This is a genomic window from Streptomyces sp. NPDC046197 (genome assembly GCF_040646295.1).
GTDB lineage: Bacteria > Actinomycetota > Actinomycetes > Streptomycetales > Streptomycetaceae > Streptomyces.
The window spans coordinates 569,892-588,504 of sequence record NZ_JBEYZY010000001.1 but is presented as its reverse complement, the minus strand read 5'-3'; the positions used below and the strand labels follow the sequence as shown (position 1 = coordinate 588,504).

At 72.0% G+C, this 18,613-nt stretch carries 15 protein-coding genes; 5 read left to right on the top strand and 10 right to left on the bottom strand.

From position 1 onward, the window contains the following. Positions 1-717: 717 nt before the first annotated feature. Entirely contained in the window at positions 718-1,713 is a 996-nt protein-coding gene (trpS, locus tag AB0A61_RS02695) for a tryptophan--tRNA ligase (protein ID WP_361284937.1), read from the top strand. 28 nt (positions 1,714-1,741) lie between these two features. On the opposite strand, the gene proC is transcribed toward trpS, so the two are convergent. The 5 genes from proC to AB0A61_RS02670 all read right to left on the bottom strand — a co-directional run bounded on the left by proC (position 1,742) and on the right by AB0A61_RS02670 (position 5,877). Continuing rightward, positions 1,742-2,551 carry a pyrroline-5-carboxylate reductase gene (proC, locus tag AB0A61_RS02690; RefSeq protein WP_361284934.1) on the bottom strand — a complete coding sequence of 270 codons (810 nt, stop codon included), beginning with the start codon at positions 2,549-2,551 and terminating at the stop codon, positions 1,742-1,744. 124 nt (positions 2,552-2,675) lie between these two features. Next, positions 2,676-3,449: an ABC transporter permease gene (locus AB0A61_RS02685; protein WP_361284931.1), complete on the bottom strand. Its 774-nt coding sequence runs from the start codon at positions 3,447-3,449 to the stop codon at positions 2,676-2,678. Next, positions 3,446-4,243, bottom strand: coding sequence for an ABC transporter ATP-binding protein (locus AB0A61_RS02680; protein WP_361284928.1), 798 nt, complete (start codon positions 4,241-4,243; stop codon positions 3,446-3,448). The genes AB0A61_RS02685 and AB0A61_RS02680 overlap by 4 nt, the downstream gene beginning before the upstream one ends. A gap of 753 nt (positions 4,244-4,996) precedes the next feature. Further along, positions 4,997-5,515 carry an EamA/RhaT family transporter gene (locus AB0A61_RS02675; protein WP_361284925.1) on the bottom strand — a complete coding sequence of 173 codons (519 nt, stop codon included), beginning with the start codon at positions 5,513-5,515 and terminating at the stop codon, positions 4,997-4,999. 44 nt (positions 5,516-5,559) lie between these two features. Further along, the gene (locus tag AB0A61_RS02670; RefSeq protein ID WP_361284922.1) at positions 5,560-5,877 is read right to left on the bottom strand and encodes an SH3 domain-containing protein; all 318 of its coding nucleotides are present in this window, start codon (positions 5,875-5,877) and stop codon (positions 5,560-5,562) included. Between the two features lie 183 nt (positions 5,878-6,060). Between AB0A61_RS02670 and AB0A61_RS02665 the strand changes: the two genes are divergently transcribed. Further along, positions 6,061-8,280 (top strand): serine/threonine-protein kinase, encoded by a 2,220-nt coding sequence (locus tag AB0A61_RS02665; RefSeq protein ID WP_361284919.1) that lies wholly within the window; start codon positions 6,061-6,063, stop codon positions 8,278-8,280. A gap of 92 nt (positions 8,281-8,372) precedes the next feature. Here AB0A61_RS02665 and ilvD read toward each other — a convergent pair whose 3' ends face one another. The 4 genes from ilvD to AB0A61_RS02645 form a co-directional block, all read right to left on the bottom strand. After that, complete coding sequence (gene ilvD, locus AB0A61_RS02660; RefSeq protein WP_361284916.1) at positions 8,373-10,226, bottom strand: dihydroxy-acid dehydratase; 1,854 nt, start codon at positions 10,224-10,226, stop codon at positions 8,373-8,375. A 129-nt stretch (positions 10,227-10,355) separates the two neighbouring features. Next, on the bottom strand, positions 10,356-10,961 hold the full coding sequence (locus AB0A61_RS02655; RefSeq protein ID WP_361284913.1) for a TetR family transcriptional regulator: 606 nt from the start codon (positions 10,959-10,961) through the stop codon (positions 10,356-10,358). Further along, positions 10,958-11,782, bottom strand: coding sequence for a sugar phosphate isomerase/epimerase (locus AB0A61_RS02650; RefSeq protein ID WP_361284910.1), 825 nt, complete (start codon positions 11,780-11,782; stop codon positions 10,958-10,960). The genes AB0A61_RS02655 and AB0A61_RS02650 overlap by 4 nt, the downstream gene beginning before the upstream one ends. A gap of 156 nt (positions 11,783-11,938) precedes the next feature. Then, positions 11,939-12,871: a Ppx/GppA phosphatase family protein gene (locus AB0A61_RS02645; RefSeq protein WP_361284907.1), complete on the bottom strand. Its 933-nt coding sequence runs from the start codon at positions 12,869-12,871 to the stop codon at positions 11,939-11,941. A 230-nt stretch (positions 12,872-13,101) separates the two neighbouring features. Here AB0A61_RS02645 and AB0A61_RS02640 point away from each other — a divergent pair, with 230 nt between their 5' ends. Then, positions 13,102-13,887, top strand: a complete 786-nt coding sequence (locus AB0A61_RS02640; protein ID WP_361284904.1) for a hypothetical protein — start codon at positions 13,102-13,104, stop codon at positions 13,885-13,887. Between the two features lie 86 nt (positions 13,888-13,973). On the opposite strand, the gene AB0A61_RS02635 is transcribed toward AB0A61_RS02640, so the two are convergent. Continuing rightward, positions 13,974-15,707 (bottom strand): hypothetical protein, encoded by a 1,734-nt coding sequence (locus AB0A61_RS02635; protein WP_361284901.1) that lies wholly within the window; start codon positions 15,705-15,707, stop codon positions 13,974-13,976. Between the two features lie 199 nt (positions 15,708-15,906). On the opposite strand from AB0A61_RS02635, the gene radA reads away from it, so the two are divergent. Next, positions 15,907-17,316 (top strand): DNA repair protein RadA, encoded by a 1,410-nt coding sequence (gene radA, locus AB0A61_RS02630; protein ID WP_361284898.1) that lies wholly within the window; start codon positions 15,907-15,909, stop codon positions 17,314-17,316. A gap of 81 nt (positions 17,317-17,397) precedes the next feature. Beyond that, the gene (gene disA, locus AB0A61_RS02625) at positions 17,398-18,522 is read left to right on the top strand and encodes a DNA integrity scanning diadenylate cyclase DisA (RefSeq protein WP_361284895.1); all 1,125 of its coding nucleotides are present in this window, start codon (positions 17,398-17,400) and stop codon (positions 18,520-18,522) included. Positions 18,523-18,613: the final 91 nt, after the last annotated feature.

Sequence of the window (18,613 nt, the reverse complement as noted above, 5' to 3'; positions counted from 1 at the left end):
ACGGGGTATCAACATATCTGGCGTTGACTTTTGGCACGCTGTTGAGTTCTCAAGGAACGGACGCTTCCTTCGTACTCACCCTCTCGGGCTTTCCTCCGGGCGCTTCCCTTCGGTGTCTCCGACTCTATCAGATCTTTTCTCGATCCGATTTCCTCGGCGCTTTCCAGGTTCCCGCTTCCGCGTTTCCCTTTCCGGCGGTCCCGACTCTATCAGATCCTATTTTCGACCTGACCCCCGGTCAGCGGGGTTTGTCTTCCCGGCCGTGCGGCCGTTCCGACGGGTGAGACTTTAGCGGATTCCGGGCTCCCGAGCGAATCGGGGGCTGCGTTCTTTCGAACGCCGATTCCTCATTTCGCGAATACGCACGCCAAAGACACGAGGGCAGACAGACAACACGACTGCCGTCGAGTGGGGGTGGTACTTGCGGAATGGCTGTCCGGGGACCGACCGGAGTCGGCTCTCACGTCGAACAACTCGAAGAACCCTACGGATCGCGGAGGGGTATGTCAAACGACGGACGGACGGCACCCGGGAGGCGTACCCTGTGGACGTGACTACGCGTACGTGTACCCAGAAGTGGTGGGCCGCCTGACGGCGGCCGTACTTCACGTATGCACTCAACGGCCGCCGCCTCGGCGGCCGTTCTCGTATCTCCTCCAGAACCTCCGAGGGGCGGCCGCCCGGGGACGGCGGCCTCGACCAGGAGATGGAGTGGAGATGACACGGGTCTTCAGCGGGATCAAGCCGACCGGGCACCTGACGCTGGGGAACTACCTGGGGGCCATGCGGCAGTGGGCAGAGGTGGACCAGCACCGGGCGGACGCGCTGTTCTGCGTCGTCGACCTGCACGCGCTCACCGTGGAGCACGATCCCGCGCGGGTACGCCGGCTCAGCCGGCAGGCGGCGACGCTGCTGCTGGCGGCGGGGCTGGACCCGCAGCGGTGCACGGTCTTCGTACAGAGCCATGTGGACGAGCACGCGCGGCTGTCCTATCTGCTGGAGTGCGTGGCCACCGACGGTGAGATGCGGCGGATGATCCAGTACAAGGAGAAGTCCGCACGCGAGCGGGAACGGGGCGGCAGCGTACGGCTGTCGCTGCTGACGTATCCGGCGCTGATGGCGGCGGACATCCTGGCGTACGGGGCCGACGAGGTACCGGTCGGGGACGACCAGACACAGCACGTGGAACTGACCCGGGACCTGGCGATTCGGTTCAACCAGCGGTACGGGCACACGTTCGTGGTTCCGAGGGCGACCCGACCGCAGGTGGCGGCGCGGGTGATGAACCTCCAGGAGCCGACGTCGAAGATGGGCAAGTCGGACGACTCCGGTCCCGGGATCGTCTATCTGCTGGACGAGCCCGATGTCGTACGCAGAAAGGTGATGCGCGCGGTGACGGACAGCGGGCAGGACGTCGTCTACGACCGGGAGTCCCGGCCCGGAGTCGCGAATCTGCTGGAGATCCTGGCCGCTTGTGAGGGTGGGAGCCCCGAGGCGTTGAGCAGCGCCTATGAGTCGTACGGCGCCTTGAAGAAGGACACCGCGGAGGCCGTGGTCGAGCTTCTCGGGCCCGTGCAGGAGAGGCACAAGGAGTTGTGCGCGGATCCCCGGTATGTGGAGGGGGTGTTGCGGGCGGGGGCCGAGAAGGCCAGGGAGATGGCGCGGCCGATGGTGGACGCGGCCTACCGGGCGATCGGCTTGCTGCCTGCCTGACCAGGGCCCGGCCCACGGCGCCGGGGTGTCAGTTGTTTCCGGAGGCCAGTTCCCGGCTGCGGTCGCGCGCGGCTTCCAGTGCGGCGATGAGGGCGGCGCGCACGCCGTGGTTCTCCAGTTCGCGGATGGCGTTGATGGTCGTGCCTGCCGGGGAGGTGACGTTCTCGCGGAGTTTCACGGGGTGCTCTCCGCTGTCGCGGAGCATCACCGCGGCGCCGATCGCGGACTGGACGATGAGGTCGTGGGCCTTGTCGCGGGGCAGTCCGAGGAGGATGCCGGCATCGGTCATGGCCTCGACCAGGTAGAAGAAGTACGCCGGGCCCGAGCCGGACAGAGCGGTGCAGGCGTCCTGCTGGGACTCGGGGACGCGGAGGGTCTTGCCGACGGCGCCGAAGATCTCCTCGGCGTGGGCGACGTGCTGGGCGGTGGCGTGGGTGCCGGCGGAGATGACGGACATGGCCTCGTCGACGAGGGCGGGCGTGTTCGTCATGACGCGGACGACCGGGGTGCCGGTGGCCAGGCGCTCCTCGAAGAAGGAGGTGGGGATGCCCGCCGCACCGCTGATGACCAGGCGGTCGGCGGGGACGTGCGGGGCGAGCTCGTCGAGGAGGGTTCCCATGTCCTGCGGCTTGACCGTGAGGATCAGGGTGTCGGCGGTCTTGGCGGCCTCCGGGTTGGTGACCGGGCTGACTCCGTAGCGGGCACGGAGTTCTTCGGCCCGTTCCGGGCGGCGGGCGGTGACCAGGAGGTCGGCGGGGGCCCAGCCGGCCCGGATCATTCCGCTGAGCAGGGCTTCGCCGATCTTGCCGGTGCCGAGGACTGCGACTTTCTGGCTCATGGGTTCATGTTCGCACCGAGCGGTGCGGTGCGGACCGGTTGTCCGGCAGGCGGGACGCGGGGTCGGTGGGCGGTCGGCTCGTGGTCGGCGGGTGGTCGGCTCGTGGTCGGCGGGTGGTCGGTGGCTAGGGGGTGCGTCGCCTCAGGGTTGCTGCCCCCAGTACCAGGACCACTAGCGCGCAGCCCGCCACGATCAGTGCGTCGCGTAGGAAGGTCGCTGTCATGTCCGTGTGCCTGACGACCTCGTTCATGCCGTCCACCGCATACGACATCGGCAGGACGTCGGAGATGGCCTCGAGGGCGGGGTGCATGGTGGAGCGTGGGGCGAATAGGCCGCAGAGGAGGAGTTGGGGGAAGATCACCGCGGGCATGAACTGGACCGCCTGGAATTCCGAGGCCGCGAAGGCCGAGACGAAGAGGCCGAGGGCCGTGCCGAGCAGCGCGTCGAGCAGGGCGACCAGCAGCAGGAGCCAGGGGGACCCGGTGACGTCGAGGCCCAGGAACCACACGGCCAAGCCCGTGGCGAGGGCGGACTGGACGATCGCGAGCGCGCCGAAGGCCAGGGCGTAGCCCGCGATGAGGTCTGCCTTGCCGAGTGGCATCGCGAGCAGGCGTTCGAGGGTGCCCGAGGTGCGTTCGCGCAGGGTGGCGATCGAGGTCACCAGGAACATCGTGATCAGCGGGAAGATCCCGAGGAGCGAGGCGCCGATGTTGTCGAAGGTGCGCGGGCTGCCGTCGAAGACGTAGCGCAGCAGGAACAGCATCAGGCAGGGGACCAGGAGCATCAGGGCGATCGTGCGCGGGTCGTGGCGGAGCTGGCGCAGGACCCGGGTGGCGGTGGCCGTGGTCCGGGAGATGTTCAGGGCGCCGGCCGAAACGGGTCGGGTCGTCGTGCTCATCGGGCTGTCTCCTTGGCGCGGCCTGCTGCGACCGCCTCGTCCACCAGGTGCAGGAACGCCGCCTCGACGGTTTCGGCGCCGGTACGGGAGCGAAGCGCGTCCGGGGTGTCGTCGGCGAGGATCTCGCCCTCGCGCATGAGCAGGAGGCGGTGGCAGCGCTCGGCCTCGTCCATCACGTGGGAGGAGACGAGGAGGGTCGCGCCGCGGGTCGCGGCGATGTCGTGGAAGAGGTTCCACAGGTCGCGGCGCAGGACGGGGTCCAGGCCGACCGTCGGTTCGTCGAGGACCAGTAGTTCCGGGGTGCCCAGGAGCGCCACTGCGAGGGAGACGCGGTTGCGCTGGCCGCCGGAGAGGCTGCCGGCCAGGGCGTCGGCGTGGCTGGTGAGGTCGACGTCGGTGATGGCCCGGGTGACGTGGTCGTGGCGGCGTTCGGCTGCCGCGCGGCCCGGGTCGAGGATCGCGGCGAAGTATTCGAGGTTCTGGCGGACGGTCAGGTCGTCGTAGATCGAGGGGGCCTGGGTGACGTAGCCGATGCGGGTGCGCAGGGAGGCGTGGCCGGCGGGGCTGCCGAGGACGTCCAGGGTGCCGCCGACCTTGGCCTGGGTGCCGACGATCGCGCGCATGAGGGTCGACTTGCCGCATCCGGAGGGGCCGAGCAGGCCGGTGATCTGCCCACGGGGGACGGTGAAGTCGAGGCCGCGCAGGACCGTGCGGGGGCCGCGGACGACGGTGAGGCCTGCGGCGTGCACGGCGTCCGTTCCGGTGCGGGGCGGATCGGGAGCGTAATTCATCATGTGATGAATAATGCGACCGCGGCGTGGTGCCGTCAAGGGGGGCGGAGCGTGGAAAAGGCGGCAGCCGGGGGGCCGGGCTGCCGCCGAACGGGGTGGTCGCGGAGGTGGGGTGGTCAGGGGCGTGATCAGGAACGTAATCGGGTGTGCGATCAGGTCGCAGGGGAGTGACGGCATCCAATCGGCCCAGGTGAGCGGGGGTCGGTGCGTCCAGCTGCAAGGCGGAGGAGGGCGTCGACGCGATGGGGGTGCCCCCGCGCGAGCTAGTTCGAGCGTGGAGGGGCGGTTCGCGGCGTACTGAGCGGTGGCGGCGTTGAAGGAGTGCGCTCGGCTCGCGTGGAGGCCGTCGGGGCCGGGCAAGGGCGGCGGCGAGGTGGTCATACGGCCATGGTGGTGGCGCGGGCCGAGGGCTGACAGCGGATTTCGGGGGGTTGTGGCCCGCCGGGCAGCGGGAGGCAGCCTGCCGCAGCGGTGGTGGCACCACCGGCAGGAAGGCAGCCCACGCCAGCCGCGGCAACGCACCACCAGCAGGAAGGCAGCCCACGCCAGCCGCGGCAACGCACCACCAGCAGGAAGGCAGCCCACGCCAGCCGCGGCAACGCACCACCAGCAGGAAGGCCGAGTGACATCGCGACACCCACCACCCGCCCGGCACCAATCAACCCCGGCCGGAGCAGCACCCCATCGCAGCAGAGCAGCACCACCAACCGGACAGTCACATGACACCCGCGGCACCCGCCACCCGCCCGGGACCGGTCAACCCCGGCGGCGTTTCTTCGACGGGTTGCCCGAGCGGCGGGTGGTGCGGCGTTCGTACTCGTTGCGGGCCTGGTCGTACTCCTGGCGGTGGAGTTTCTCGCCGGGCGCCTCGGTGAGGGAGCGGAAGAAGTAGGCGAGGAGGGAGCCGACGAAGCCGATGGCGAGCAGGCCGCGCAGGGAGGCCTGGCGGTCGGGGTCGGGGCGCTTGCCGAAGCCGTCCCAGGTGTTGCGGAAGGCGAGGGCGCTGCACACCGCGAACATCACCACGACGAGGAGTGTGACGAAGGCGCCCGAGTTGGCGATCTGGAGCCCCTGGTAGGCGAACCGCAGCACGAGGCACGAGACCGCGGCGGCCACGAGCGAGCCCACGGCGACGCCGATGCGGCGGGCCGTGTAGCCGTTGTCGTGGTCCACCCAGGTCGTGCCGAAGAAGCGGAGGGGCTCGGGGCGGGGGCCCGCCGGGGCCGCGGCCGCGGAGCCCGCGGACGTCTCCGGGGTGCCGTTCTCGTCGCTCACGCGTCGATTATGGCTCCGGTCCGGCCGCGGGCTTTCGTCCGGGCTCAGCCGCAGCGCGAGGTGACGTAGCCGTCGCTGCCCGTGTGGACGTAGGAGTCCGCCACGTACTGGCCGCCGCCGATGTTGTCCCAGATGTTGCTGGTGCCGTACGGGCCCGTGACCGTCGTACCCGGCGTCTGGCAGTAGATCGGCACCGAGGCGCCCTCGGGCAGGACCCGCACGACGGCGTAGCCGGTGCCGGGACCGCTGCGGACGTTCAGGCGGACGCCCGGGGCGACCGAGTAGTACCGCACGAGTGCCGTGTCCGCGACGGCCTCCGTCGCACCGTCGGTGGCCGTCTTCTCTACGTGTTCGGCAGACATGACTTTCCTCCCCCGTTGCACCCCATGACTGCCATGGGGTCCCGTTGATTCCCTTGGAGCGCGCGGCGAAACACATGTACGCGACTCGTACGCGGAGGCTAGCAAGCCTCCTCTGTCCCGTTCGATTCATGGACTAGGCTCCGGCGGGTCGCGCGCGCGGCCGAAGAGCACGGGGGGTGGTCCATGAAGCCACAGCGCAACACCGCAGCGGGCGCGGAAGCGGAACTTCCCGAGTACGCCGGTCACTACCGTCTGGAAGAGCGGCTCGGTTCGGGCGGTATGGGTGTGGTGCACCTGGCCCGCAGTACCTCCGGGCTGAAGCTGGCGGTGAAGGTCGTACACGCCGCATACGCGGTGGACCCCGAGTTCAGAGGCCGGTTCCGGCAGGAGGTGGCGGCGGCCCGGCGGGTCAGCGGCGCCTTCACCGCGCCCGTGGTCGACGCCGATCCGGAGGCCGAACGGCCCTGGATGGCCACCTTGTTCATTCCCGGCCCCACCCTGTCCGACCATGTGAAGCGGAACGGACCCATGGCTCCGGCCCGGTTGCGCCGGCTGATGGCCGGGCTCGCGGAGGCACTGCGTGACATCCACCGGGTCGGCGTGGTGCACCGGGATCTCAAGCCGAGCAACGTGCTGCTCGCCGAGGACGGCCCGAAGGTCATCGACTTCGGGATCTCCCGGCCGAAGGACAGCGAACTGCGCACCGAGACGGGCAAGTTGATCGGCACCCCGCCGTTCATGGCGCCCGAGCAGTTCCGGCGGCCGCGGGAGGTCGGGCCGGCGGCCGACATCTTCGCGCTCGGATCCGTCCTGGTGCACGCGGCGACCGGGCGCGGACCGTTCGACTCCGACAGTCCGTACGTCGTCGCCTACCAGGTCGTGCACGACGAGCCCGACCTGACCGGTGTACCGCAGGACCTGGCGCCGCTCGTGCTGCGCTGCCTCGCGAAGGAGCCCGAGGACCGGCCCACGCCGGACGAGCTGATGCGGGAACTGCGGTCGGTGGCGGCCTCGTACGACACCCAGGCGTTCCTACCGGAGGAGCGGACGGCGGCCCCGCGGCGAGGGGAGCCGCACGCGTGGCCCGAGCGGTCCGGGGGCCCTGCGCACTCCGAGGGCCCCGGGACCTCGGAAGGCTCTGGAATGTCGGAAGGGCCTGGCGTCTCCGAGGGGTCCGGGCGGTCCGCGCGGTCCGGGGCCGGGACGCCGGAGCCCCGCGCGCGTGCCGGCCGGCGGCCGCGCAGACTGCTGGCACTGGCCGCCGGAGGACTCGCCCTGGTCGTGGGCGGGGTGTTCGCCTCGGTGCAGTTGTTCGGCGGGGAGTGGGCCGAGCGCGGTGCCAGCCCCCGGACCGCCGCGGCCGCGTTCTCCGGGTGGGCGGCGAAGACCCCGTCCGGTGTCGAAGGGATGGCCCAGTGCTCCTACGGCGCCGGGGAGTTGCTCTGCGCACGGCCGGGGATGGTCTACGCGCTCGATGCGGCCGACGGGGCGCTGCGCTGGCGGCACTCCGTCGCCAACGAGCTCACCAGCACGCCGCCCGTGGTGTCGGGCGGTCTGGTGCAGTCGATGACGGACCACGGCCGGCGGCTGGAGGCCCTCGATCCCGCCTCGGGCAGGCCGCGTTGGCAGCGGAACGTTCCCGCGTACAGCGGGGTGCGCGAGGCCGGCGGCGTCCTGTTGCTCACCGGGGCGGACGGAGTGGTCCGCGGCGTGGACGGCGCGACGGGCACCACCCGGTGGAGCCGACGGGTTCCGGGCCTGGCCATGCCGAACTTCTCGTCCTTCGCCGGGGACCCGCTCGCGTACGCGACGAGCATCTCGGACGACGGGTCGGCCACCCGGGTCGTCGCGGTGGACGCGCGGACGGGTTCCGTGCGCTGGGACGCCGAGCTGCGGGGAACGCTGACGCCCGTCGGCAGCGACGACGGCTCCCTCGTCCTGCTCGCCGAGCGGGGCACCTACGTCGGCCAGGTGGACGCCGTCGTCCGCTACACCCCGGCGTCCCGGAGGTCGGTGCGCGTCGCGCTGCCCGTCCCGCGTGACGGCGTGCAGGCCACCGTGCGGGACGGGGTCGTCCACCTGCTGGGCACCGGTGGCTCGCTGGACGCGGTCGACCTGGCGGCACGGAAGGTGCTGTGGCGGCTGGAGACGTCCGTCAGCCGTGGTTCGGCACCGGTCGCCGCCGGCCGCCATGTGTTCTTCACCGGCGCCGACGGACGGCTGCTGGCGATCGACGCGCGCACCGGGCGGATGGCCGGGCAGACCGCACCGCGCCTGGGGACCCACGCGGACCGGATCGCCGCCGTGCTGCCCGAGCCGGTGGTGGTCGGCGACCACGTCTACGGCACCGCCCCCGACGGGACCGTCTTCGCCGTGGACGGGCGCGAGCCGTCGGACTGGTGAGATCGGCCGGTGGCGTCGCGCGCCCGTGACGACGGCCCGGTGACATGCGTGAGGCCGCCTCCTCGGAGGCGGCCCCTGCGCGTCGCGGTGCGTCAGCCCAGCTTCGACACGTCCCGCACGGCGCCCTTGTCCGCGCTGGTCGCCATGGCCGCGTAGGCACGCAGCGCCGCGGAAACCTTGCGGTCGCGGTTGACGGGGGCGTACACACCGTTCCGTGCCTGCTCGCGGCGGGAGAGCTCCGTCTCCTCCACCAGCAGTTCGATGGAGCGGTTCGGGATGTCGATGCGGATGCGGTCGCCGTCCTCGACGAGCGCGATGGTGCCACCGGAGGCCGCCTCGGGAGAGGCGTGGCCGATGGACAGGCCCGAAGTGCCGCCCGAGAAGCGGCCGTCCGTGACCAGGGCGCAGGCCTTGCCCAGGCCGCGGCCCTTCAGGTACGAGGTCGGGTAGAGCATCTCCTGCATGCCGGGGCCGCCCTTGGGGCCCTCGTAGCGGATGACGACGACGTCGCCCTCCTTGACCTGCTGGGTGAGGATCTTCTGGACGGCCTCCTCCTGCGACTCGCAGACGACCGCCGGGCCCTCGAAGGTCCAGATGGACGCGTCCACACCCGCGGTCTTCACCACACAGCCGTCCTCGGCCAGGTTGCCCCTGAGGACCGCCAGGCCGCCGTCCTTGGAGTAGGCGTGCTCGACGGAGCGGATGCAGCCGCGCTCGGCGTCGTCGTCGAGGGACTCCCAGCGCTCGGACTGGGAGAAGGCCTCGGCCGAGCGCACGCAGCCCGGGGCCGCGTGCCACAGCTCGACGGCCTCCGCCGACGGGGAGCCGCCCCGGACGTCCCAGGTCTTCAGCCAGTCCCCGAGGGAGGGGCTGTGCACGGCGTGTACGTCCTCGTTCAGCAGGCCGGCGCGGTGCAGCTCGCCGAGCAGCGCGGGGATGCCGCCGGCGCGGTGCACGTCCTCCATGTAGTACGTGCGGCTCCCGGCGATGTTGGGAGCCACCTTGGCCAGGCACGGGACCCGGCGCGAGACCTGGTCGATCTCCTCCAGGCCGAAGGGGACGCCCGCTTCCTGGGCGGCGGCCAGCAGGTGCAGGATCGTGTTGGTCGAGCCGCCCATCGCGATGTCGAGCGCCATCGCGTTCTCGAAGGCCGGGAAGGTGGCGATGTTGCGGGGCAGGACGGTCTCGTCGTCCTGCTCGTAGTAGCGGCGGGTCAGGTCCATGACCGTGCGGGCCGCGCTCTGGTACAGCGCCTTGCGGGCGGTGTGCGTGGCGAGCACCGAGCCGTTGCCGGGCAGGGCCAGGCCGATGGCCTCGGTCAGGCAGTTCATCGAGTTGGCGGTGAACATGCCGGAACAGGAGCCGCAGGTCGGGCAGGCGTTCTCCTCGATACGGAGGATGTCCTCGTCGGAGATCTTGTCGTTCACCGCGTCGGAGATCGCGTCCACCAGGTCCAGGGTGCGGACCGTGCCGTCGACCAGCGTGGCGCGGCCGGACTCCATCGGGCCGCCGGAGACGAAGACGGTCGGGATGTTCAGGCGCAGGGCCGCCAGCAGCATGCCCGGGGTGATCTTGTCGCAGTTGGAGATGCAGATCAGGGCGTCGGCGCAGTGGGCCTCGACCATGTACTCGACGCTGTCCGCGATCAGGTCGCGCGAGGGCAGGCTGTAGAGCATGCCGCCGTGGCCCATGGCGATGCCGTCGTCGACGGCGATCGTGTTGAACTCGCGCGGGATGCCGCCCGCCTCCCGGACCGCCTCGCTGACGATCCGGCCGACCGGCTGCAGGTGGGTGTGGCCCGGCACGAACTCCGTGAAGGAGTTGGCGACCGCGACGATCGGCTTCCGGCCGATGTCCGCACCGGGTACACCGGAGGCCCGCATAAGGGCGCGGGCGCCCGCCATGTTGCGGCCGTGGGTGACTGTGCGGGACCTCAGCTCGGGCATCGTCGCTCGCTCCTTCAGAGACTGCGATCAGAGACTTCTGATTGCGGACGAGCCTACGCCGGTCTTCCAGGGATCGGGACGGAGTGTCCGGATTGCGGGACGGGTGTCTCGGGGAGCGGGGCCGTCGGCTCACGGACCGGTCAGATGACCCTGCACCACCGGCGCCACCCTCGCGATGATCTGCTCCAGGTCCGCCGAGGCCAGCGGCTCCACCTTGATCACGTACCGCAGCATCGCGCATCCCACCAGCTGCGCGGCCGCCAGCTCCGCGCGCAGCTCCGCGTCCGGCCGGTCCAGCTGGCCGGCGATCCGGCGCAGCAGCTGCGCGGCGATCAGCCTGCGGAAGACGGCGGCCGCGGTCTCGTTGTTCACGGCGGAGCGCAGGATCGCCAGCAGGGGCGCCCGGGTGGTCGGGTTCTCCCAGACGCCGAAGATGAAGCGGGCCAGACGCTCACCGACGGCGTCGAGCGGACCGTCGGCGACCGTGTCCGGCGCGTTCAGCGCGGGGGCGAAGGCGACCGCGATGGCCGCCTCGAACACCTGCTCCTTGGTGCCGAAGTAGTGGTGGACGAGGGCCGAGTCCACGCCGGCCGCCTTGGCGATCCCGCGCACGGACGTCTTTTCGTAGCCGCGCTCGGAGAACTCCTCGCGGGCCGCGCCCAGGATCCGGTCGCGGGTGTCGGCCGACTCCGCGCGCGGGGGACGGCCCCGGCGCCGGGCGGTGGCGCCGCTCATCGCCGGGGCACCTTGACCGCCGAGGCCAGATGAAGCCGCGTGAAGGCGAGCGCCTCGGCCAGATCGGCCTCCCGCTCGGCGCTGGACATCGCGCGGCGGGTGTTGACCTCGATGACGACGTGGCCGTCGAAGCCGGACAAGGCGAGACGTTCCAGCAGCTCGGCGCAGGGCTGGGTGCCGCGGCCGGGCACGAGGTGCTCGTCCTTGTTGGAACCGGCCCCGTCGGCGAGGTGGACGTGGCCGAGGCGGTCGCCCATGCGGTCGAGCATCTGGAGCGCGTCGGTGCGGGCGGTCGCGGCGTGGCTGAGATCGATCGTGAAGTGGCGGTAGTCGTCCTTCGTCACGTCCCAGCCGGGCGCGTACGCGAGCATCTCGCGGTCGCGGTAGCGCCAGGGATACATGTTCTCGACGGCGAACCGCACATCGGTCTCGTTCGCCATCCGCCAGACCCCGGAGACGAAGTCACGGGCGTACTGGCGCTGCCAGCGAAACGGCGGGTGGACGACGACCGTGCTCGCCCCGAGCTTCTCCGCGGCCGCCCGGGCGCGCTGGAGCTTGACCCAGGGGTCGGTGGACCACACCCGCTGCGTGATCAGCAGGCAGGGGGCGTGAACGGCGAGTATCGGGATCTGGTGGTAGTCGCTGAGCCTGCGCAGCGCCTCGATGTCCTGGCTCACGGGATCGGTCCACACCATGACCTCGACACCGTCGTAGCCCAGGCGCGCGGCGATCTCGAAGGCCGTCGCCGTCGACTCCGGATACACGGAGGCCGTCGACAGGGCGACCTTCGCATCCGGGATGCGCACCACTGGATCTGCCACGAAGGACAGCGTACGGGGCCGGGCTGCGGGCCGGGGCCCCGGTTGCTTTCCTCCCACCGTGGGCCCATGACATCCGGCCACCGGCCTGATTAGGACATATGTCCCGGTTGCGGTGTCGGGTGGCCGTTGGTTCGGCCGGGCGGTGTGTGGCCGGGTTCACGCCGGAGGCATGTGATCCAGCCGCCGCAGGATCACGCCCTCGCGCAGGGCCCACGGGCAGATCTCCAGCGTCTCGACACCGAAGAGGTCCATCGCGCCCTCGGCGACCAGCGCACCGGCGAGGAGCTGGCCGGAGCGGCCGTCGGAGACTCCGGGCAGCTCGGCCCGCTCGGCGGCCGTCATCCCGGCGAGCTGGGGCACCCAGCCCTCCAGGGACTCCCGTTTCAGCTCGCGCTGGACGTACAGGCCGTCGGCGGACCGGGCCGCCCCCGCTATGCGCGCGAGCTGCTTGAACGTCTTCGACGTGGCGACGACGTGGTCGGGCGCACCGAACCGGCTGAACTCGCCGACGGTCCGGGCGATCTGCGCCCGGACATGGCGCCGCAGGGCCCTGACGGCTTCCGGGTCGGGCGGATCGCCGGGCAGCCAGGCGGCGGTCAGCCGGCCCGCGCCGAGGGGCAGCGACGCGGCCGCGTCGGGCTCCTCGTCGATGCCGTAGGCGATCTCCAGGGAGCCGCCGCCGATGTCGAGGACCAGCAGCTTCCCGGCCGACCAGCCGAACCAGCGGCGGGCGGCGAGGAAGGTGAGCCGGGCCTCCTCGGCACCGGTCAGCACCTGCAGTTCGACACCCGTTTCGTCTTGCACGCGCGCGAGGACGTCGTCGGCGTTGCTGGCCTCGCGCACGGCGGAGGTCGCGAACGGCAGCAGGTCCTCGACACCCTTGTCCTCGGCGGCCTGGAGCGCCTCCTTGACCACCCCGATCAGCTTGTTCACGCCGTCGTGGTCGATCGCGCCACTGCCGTCGAGGAGTTGGGCGAGCCGCAGCTCCGCCTTGTGCGAGTGGGCCGGCAGGGGGCGTGCGCCGGGGTGCGCATCGACCACCAGCAGATGCACCGTGTTCGAACCCACGTCGAGGACACCGAGTCTCATATACGGAACGCTACTGCCACCTGGGCCGTCGTCCGCCCTCGGAGCCTGGCGCGGGACAGTGCCGGGACGGGGTGGGGGCGACTTACCCTGGACGCGTGCCAAAGACGAAAAAGGCGAAGACCGAAAAATCGGCAGACTCGGCAAAGCCGACGAAGACGTCGAGGGCGGCAAGGACTGACGAGCAGCCCGTGACGGCGGCACCGGCCGGGTCGGCCCGGGGTTCTTCGCGGGTGTCACCGCCGAAGAAGGCGAAGCGGAAGGGCCCGGAGCCCGACGAGAAGGGACTCGACTTCGCGCGCGCGTGGGTGGAGTTTCCGGATCCCGCGGACGACGAGCAGGTCTTCCGCTGTGATCTGACATGGCTGACCTCTCGCTGGAACTGCATCTTCGGAAGCGGCTGCCAGGGCATCCAGGCGGGCCGCGCGGACGACGGGTGCTGCACGCTGGGCGCCCACTTCTCCGACGAGGACGACGAGAAGCGGGTCGCCGAGCACGTGGCACGGCTCACGCCCGACATCTGGCAGAACCACGCCGAGGGCACGAAGAACGGCTGGGTCTCCGAGGACGAGGAGGGCTCCCGCCAGACCCGCCCCTACCAGGGCTCGTGCATCTTCCAGAACCGGCCCGGCTTCTCCGGCGGCATGGGCTGCTCGCTGCACATCCTGGCGCTGCGGGAGGGCCGCGAACCCCTGGAGACCAAGCCGGACGTGTGCTGGCAGCTGCCGATCCGGCGGACCTACGAGTGGATCGACCGCCCCGACGACACGCGGGTGCTGCAGGTGTCGATCGGCGAGTACGACCGCCGGGGCTGGGGTCCGGGCGGCCACGACCTGCACTGGTGGTGCACCTCGGCGACGTCGGCGCACGGCGCGGGCGATCCGGTGTACGTCTCCTACCGGGCGGAGCTGACGGAACTGATGGGCAAGGCCGGCTACGACCGCCTGGTCGAGCTGTGCGAGGAACGCCTGGCCTCCCGGCTGCCGCTGCTGGCACCGCATCCGGCAGACCCGCACTGACGGGGCGGCACCGCATGGGAAGACCCCCGCCCCGACCGGCCGGCACCGCATGCGAAGAGCCCGGCCGCTGACCGGCTGACGCCGCTCTAGCCGGTCGGCCGGCTCGCCGGGCTCGCGGGGCCGGCCGGGCTCGACGAGCCGCCGGCCGTCGGCGGTGGCGTGGAGCCCGCCGGGCCGGACGGGGAGGGGTCGGTGGGCGTCGGGGCGGGGGCGGTCGGGGACGGGTCGCTCGTCGGGGTACCCGGAGGAGCCGGTGGGGTGGGCGTGGGGTGCGGGCCGGACGTCGGGGGCGGGTCGCCGGGACGGGTGGGGGCCGGGGCGGAGGGGCTGGGTGCCGTGCCGTAGCCGTCGATGGTGACGACGGCACCGGCGGGCGCGATCGCCAGACGCGTGCTCCAGTGGCCGGACGGCTCGCGCAGATGGTCGACGTACACCCTGATCGTCAGCGACTCGCCGGGCCGGAGCGTTCCGGAGGACCGGCTCAGGTACAGCCAGGGCGCCCCGCCGGCCGCGGACCAGTGCACCGCCTCGGGCCCGGACGCGGTCAGGGTGATGAGTGTGGTGTCGCCGCTGGTGCCGGCGGTCACGGTCAGGTGGGCCGCCTGGCCGGCGCCCGCGGCGCCGATGACCTCGACGGAGACGTCGTCCTTGTGGCCCTCGCCGGGGCGGGCGCCGGACCCGGTGCGGACGTTGCCGGCGTTCTCGTAGCCGCCGCCCGCCTCCTCGCCGCCCAGGGTGCCGGAGTCGCGCGCCTCGTGCGCGACGACGGTGGGGCCGCCCTGGGCCTCGCCGGTCGGGGTGCCCCGGTAGGCGGCCCACAGGGCCAGCACGGGGGCGGCGACGACGGTGGCGACGACGGTCGTGGTCACGGCGCGCGATCTGAGCCGGTCCCTGCGGGCCGCACGGTCCTTGGGATCCATCGGGAAACCCCGCCGGTCGAAGCGGGGCACGGTGCCCCGCGCGCGCGGAGGGTGGGCCAGGGCGACGTGCAGGGCCGCGCGGGGCGCCGCCAGGATGGGCAGCTCGGCGGGCGTGACGGTGGCGCCCGGCCACCGGCCGGGGATCGCGCGCTCGGCGGTGCGGCGGCAGTGGGGGCAGTCGTCGACGTGCCGGACCAGCTCACGGCGCAGCGCCGTACTGAGCACGAGCTGGTTGTCCTCGGTGAGGCGGGACACGCTCGGGCAGCCGGCGGTCTCGACGACGGCGAGGGCCGCGCGGGTGCGCTCGACCTCGCACGCGGCGGAGGCGAGCAGCTCGCGGGCGGTGGCGACGTGCATGCCGAGGACCGCGGCGACCTCATGGGCGGCCAGGTGGTGGCGTACGGCGAGTTCGAGCGCCTCGCGCTGCTCGGGGGTGGTGCCGGCCGCCTCCGGCCAGGCGAGCAGGGCGAGCTCACGCCGCCGCTGCTCCTGGACCTCGTCGGACACGCGCGGGGAGGCGGACGGGTCGGACCGCTGCCGGTCGTCGCCGTGGCGGCCCGCGGCGTGCGTGCCCTGACGCTTCTGCCTGGCCTCGGCCAGCTTGCGCAGGCAGGACCACCGGGCCAGCGCGTACAGCCAGGCCCTGCGGTCGCCTTGTGCCGGGGGGATCCGCTGCCCGCGCCGCTCGGCCAGTGCCAGCACGTCCCCGAGGGCGGCGGTCGCCGCCTCGTGGTCGCACAACACGGACAGGCAGTAGGTGAACAGGCCGTCCAGGTACGGCTCGTAGCGCTCGGGAGGGCGCTGTGCCAGCGTGCGCGCCGCAGCGCGGTCTCGCGCCTCCCGGTGCGCCCGGTGTGTGCCGGTCGTTCGGGTCGTGGTCTCCAGGCTGCTGCTCATCACCTGTGCGACCGTAGGCGGCTGAACTTCGCCCCTTCTTCCGGCTTGAGCACATTTAATCCGTACGGGTGAAACGATCCCTCATAAGGGGACAGGAACCCTCCGCTCCGCGGCTCGGCCGGGGCCGCCACCCGCCGTCCGGCGCCCCGCTCCCGCGCGACCGACGCCCGCGCTGTCAGTACCGGCGGCTACGGTTTCCCCCATGGCTGCCCGTACGAAGACCACCAAGGACCGCCCGTCCTACCGCTGCACGGAGTGCGGCTGGCAGACGGCCAAGTGGCTCGGCCGCTGCCCCGAGTGCCAGGCCTGGGGCACGGTCGAGGAGTACGGCGCGCCCGCGGTCCGCACGACGACACCGGGCCGGGTCACCACCTCCGCCCTGCCCATCGGCCAGGTCGACGGCCGCCGGGCCACCGCCCGCTCCACCGGCGTGCCGGAGCTGGACCGCGTCCTCGGCGGCGGACTCGTGCCCGGCGCGGTGGTCCTGCTCGCGGGCGAGCCCGGCGTCGGCAAGTCCACGCTGCTGCTGGACGTCGCGGCGAAGTCGGCGAGCGACGAACACCCCACGCTCTATGTCACGGGCGAGGAGTCCGCGAGCCAGGTCCGCCTGCGCGCCGACCGCATCAACGCCCTCGACGACCACCTCTACCTCGCCGCCGAGACAGATCTGTCCGCCGTCCTCGGCCACTTGGACGCGGTGAAGCCGTCGCTGCTCATCCTCGACTCGGTGCAGACGGTGGCCTCGCCGGAGATCGACGGCGCGCCCGGCGGCATGGCGCAGGTGCGGGAGGTGGCCGGGGCGCTGATCCGGGCCTCCAAGGAGCGCGGCATGTCCACCCTCCTCGTGGGCCACGTCACCAAGGACGGCGCGATCGCGGGTCCCCGCCTTCTGGAGCACCTCGTGGACGTCGTCCTGCACTTCGAGGGCGACCGCCACGCCCGCCTGCGCCTGGTCCGCGGGGTCAAGAACCGGTACGGCGCGACGGACGAGGTCGGCTGCTTCGAACTGCACGACGAGGGCATCACGGGCCTGGCCGATCCCAGCGGCCTGTTCCTGACCCGCCGCGACGAGCCGGTGCCCGGCACCTGCCTGACCGTCACCCTGGAGGGCCGCCGCCCCCTGGTGGCCGAAGTCCAGGCCCTCACGGTCGACTCGCAGATCCCCTCCCCGCGCCGAACGACATCCGGTCTGGAGACCTCCCGGGTCTCGATGATGCTGGCCGTCCTGGAGCAGCGGGGCCGGATCAGCGCGCTGGGCAAGCGGGACATCTACTCGGCCACGGTCGGCGGCGTGAAGCTCTCCGAGCCCGCCGCGGACCTGGCGGTCGCCCTGGCGCTCGCCTCGGCCGCGAGCGACACCCCGCTGCCGAAGAACCTCGTCGCGATCGGCGAGGTGGGTCTCGCGGGCGAGGTCAGACGGGTCACGGGCGTCCAGCGCCGGCTCGCCGAGGCCCACCGCCTGGGCTTCACGCACGCGCTCGTGCCGGGCGACGCGGGCAAGATCCCTGAGGGGATGAAGGTCCTGGAAGTGGCCGACATAGGGGACGCCCTGCGGGTCCTCCCCCGGTCCCGTCGCCGAGAGGCCCCACGGGAGCAGGAGGACCGCCGGTAGACTTTGCCCTGGTCTCGCCCGTCCGTACGAACCGAGTGTGCGAAACGGGAGCGCCCCAGAACCTGCGACCGGAGGAGTGCAGTGGCAGCCAACGACCGGGCATCAGCTCCCGGAAAGTCCGGCGGGAGTGCCGGTACCGATGGCCTGATGCGCGCCTCGCTGAGCGCCGTGGCACCCGGCACGCCCCTGCGTGACGGACTCGAGCGGGTCCTGCGCGGCAACACCGGCGGCCTCATCGTCCTGGGCTCCGACAAGACCGTCGAGACGATGTGCACCGGCGGTTTCGTCCTGGACGTCGAGTTCACGGCGACCCGGCTGCGGGAGCTGTGCAAGCTGGACGGCGCGCTCGTGCTGTCGTCGGACCTGTCGAAGATCCTGCGGGCGGGCGTGCAGCTGGTCCCGGACCCGACGATTCCGACCGAGGAGACGGGCACGCGGCACCGCACGGCGGACCGCGTGAGCAAGCAGGTCGGCTTCCCGGTGGTCTCGGTCTCCCAGTCGATGCGTCTGGTCGCCCTGTACGTCGACGGTCAGCGCCGGGTCCTGGAGGACTCCGCGGCGATCCTCTCCCGCGCCAACCAGGCGCTGGCGACCCTGGAGCGCTACAAGCTGCGCCTGGACGAGGTCGCGGGCACGCTGTCGGCGCTGGAGATCGAGGACCTGGTGACGGTCCGGGACGTCTCGGCGGTCGCGCAGCGCCTGGAGATGGTGCGCCGCATCGCGACGGAAATCGCCGAGTACGTGGTGGAACTGGGCACCGACGGGCGTCTCCTGGCCCTCCAGCTGGACGAGTTGATCGCCGGTGTGGAGCCGGAGCGCGAACTGGTCGTGCGGGACTACGTCCCCGAGCCGACCGCCAAGCGCTCCCGCACGGTCGACGAGGCCCTCGCCGAGCTCGACGCACTCACCCACGCCGAGCTGCTCGAACTCTCCACGGTGGCCCGCGCCCTGGGCTACACCGGCTCCCCCGAGACCCTGGACTCGGCGGTGTCCCCCCGCGGCTTCCGCCTCCTGGCCAAGGTCCCCCGTCTGCCCGGTGCCATCATCGACCGCCTGGTCGAACACTTCGGCGGCCTGCAGAAGCTGCTGGCCGCCAGCGTCGACGACCTCCAGACGGTGGACGGCGTGGGCGAGGCGAGGGCGAGGAGTGTCCGCGAGGGCCTGTCGAGGCTCGCGGAGTCGTCGATCCTGGAACGCTACGTCTAGGGGGTGTCGTTCGGATCACCGCGGCCTGATCCGAGGAGCTTCATCACTTCACGGATGCGTACGGCGTCCTCGGCCGCCGCCCGGTGGAACT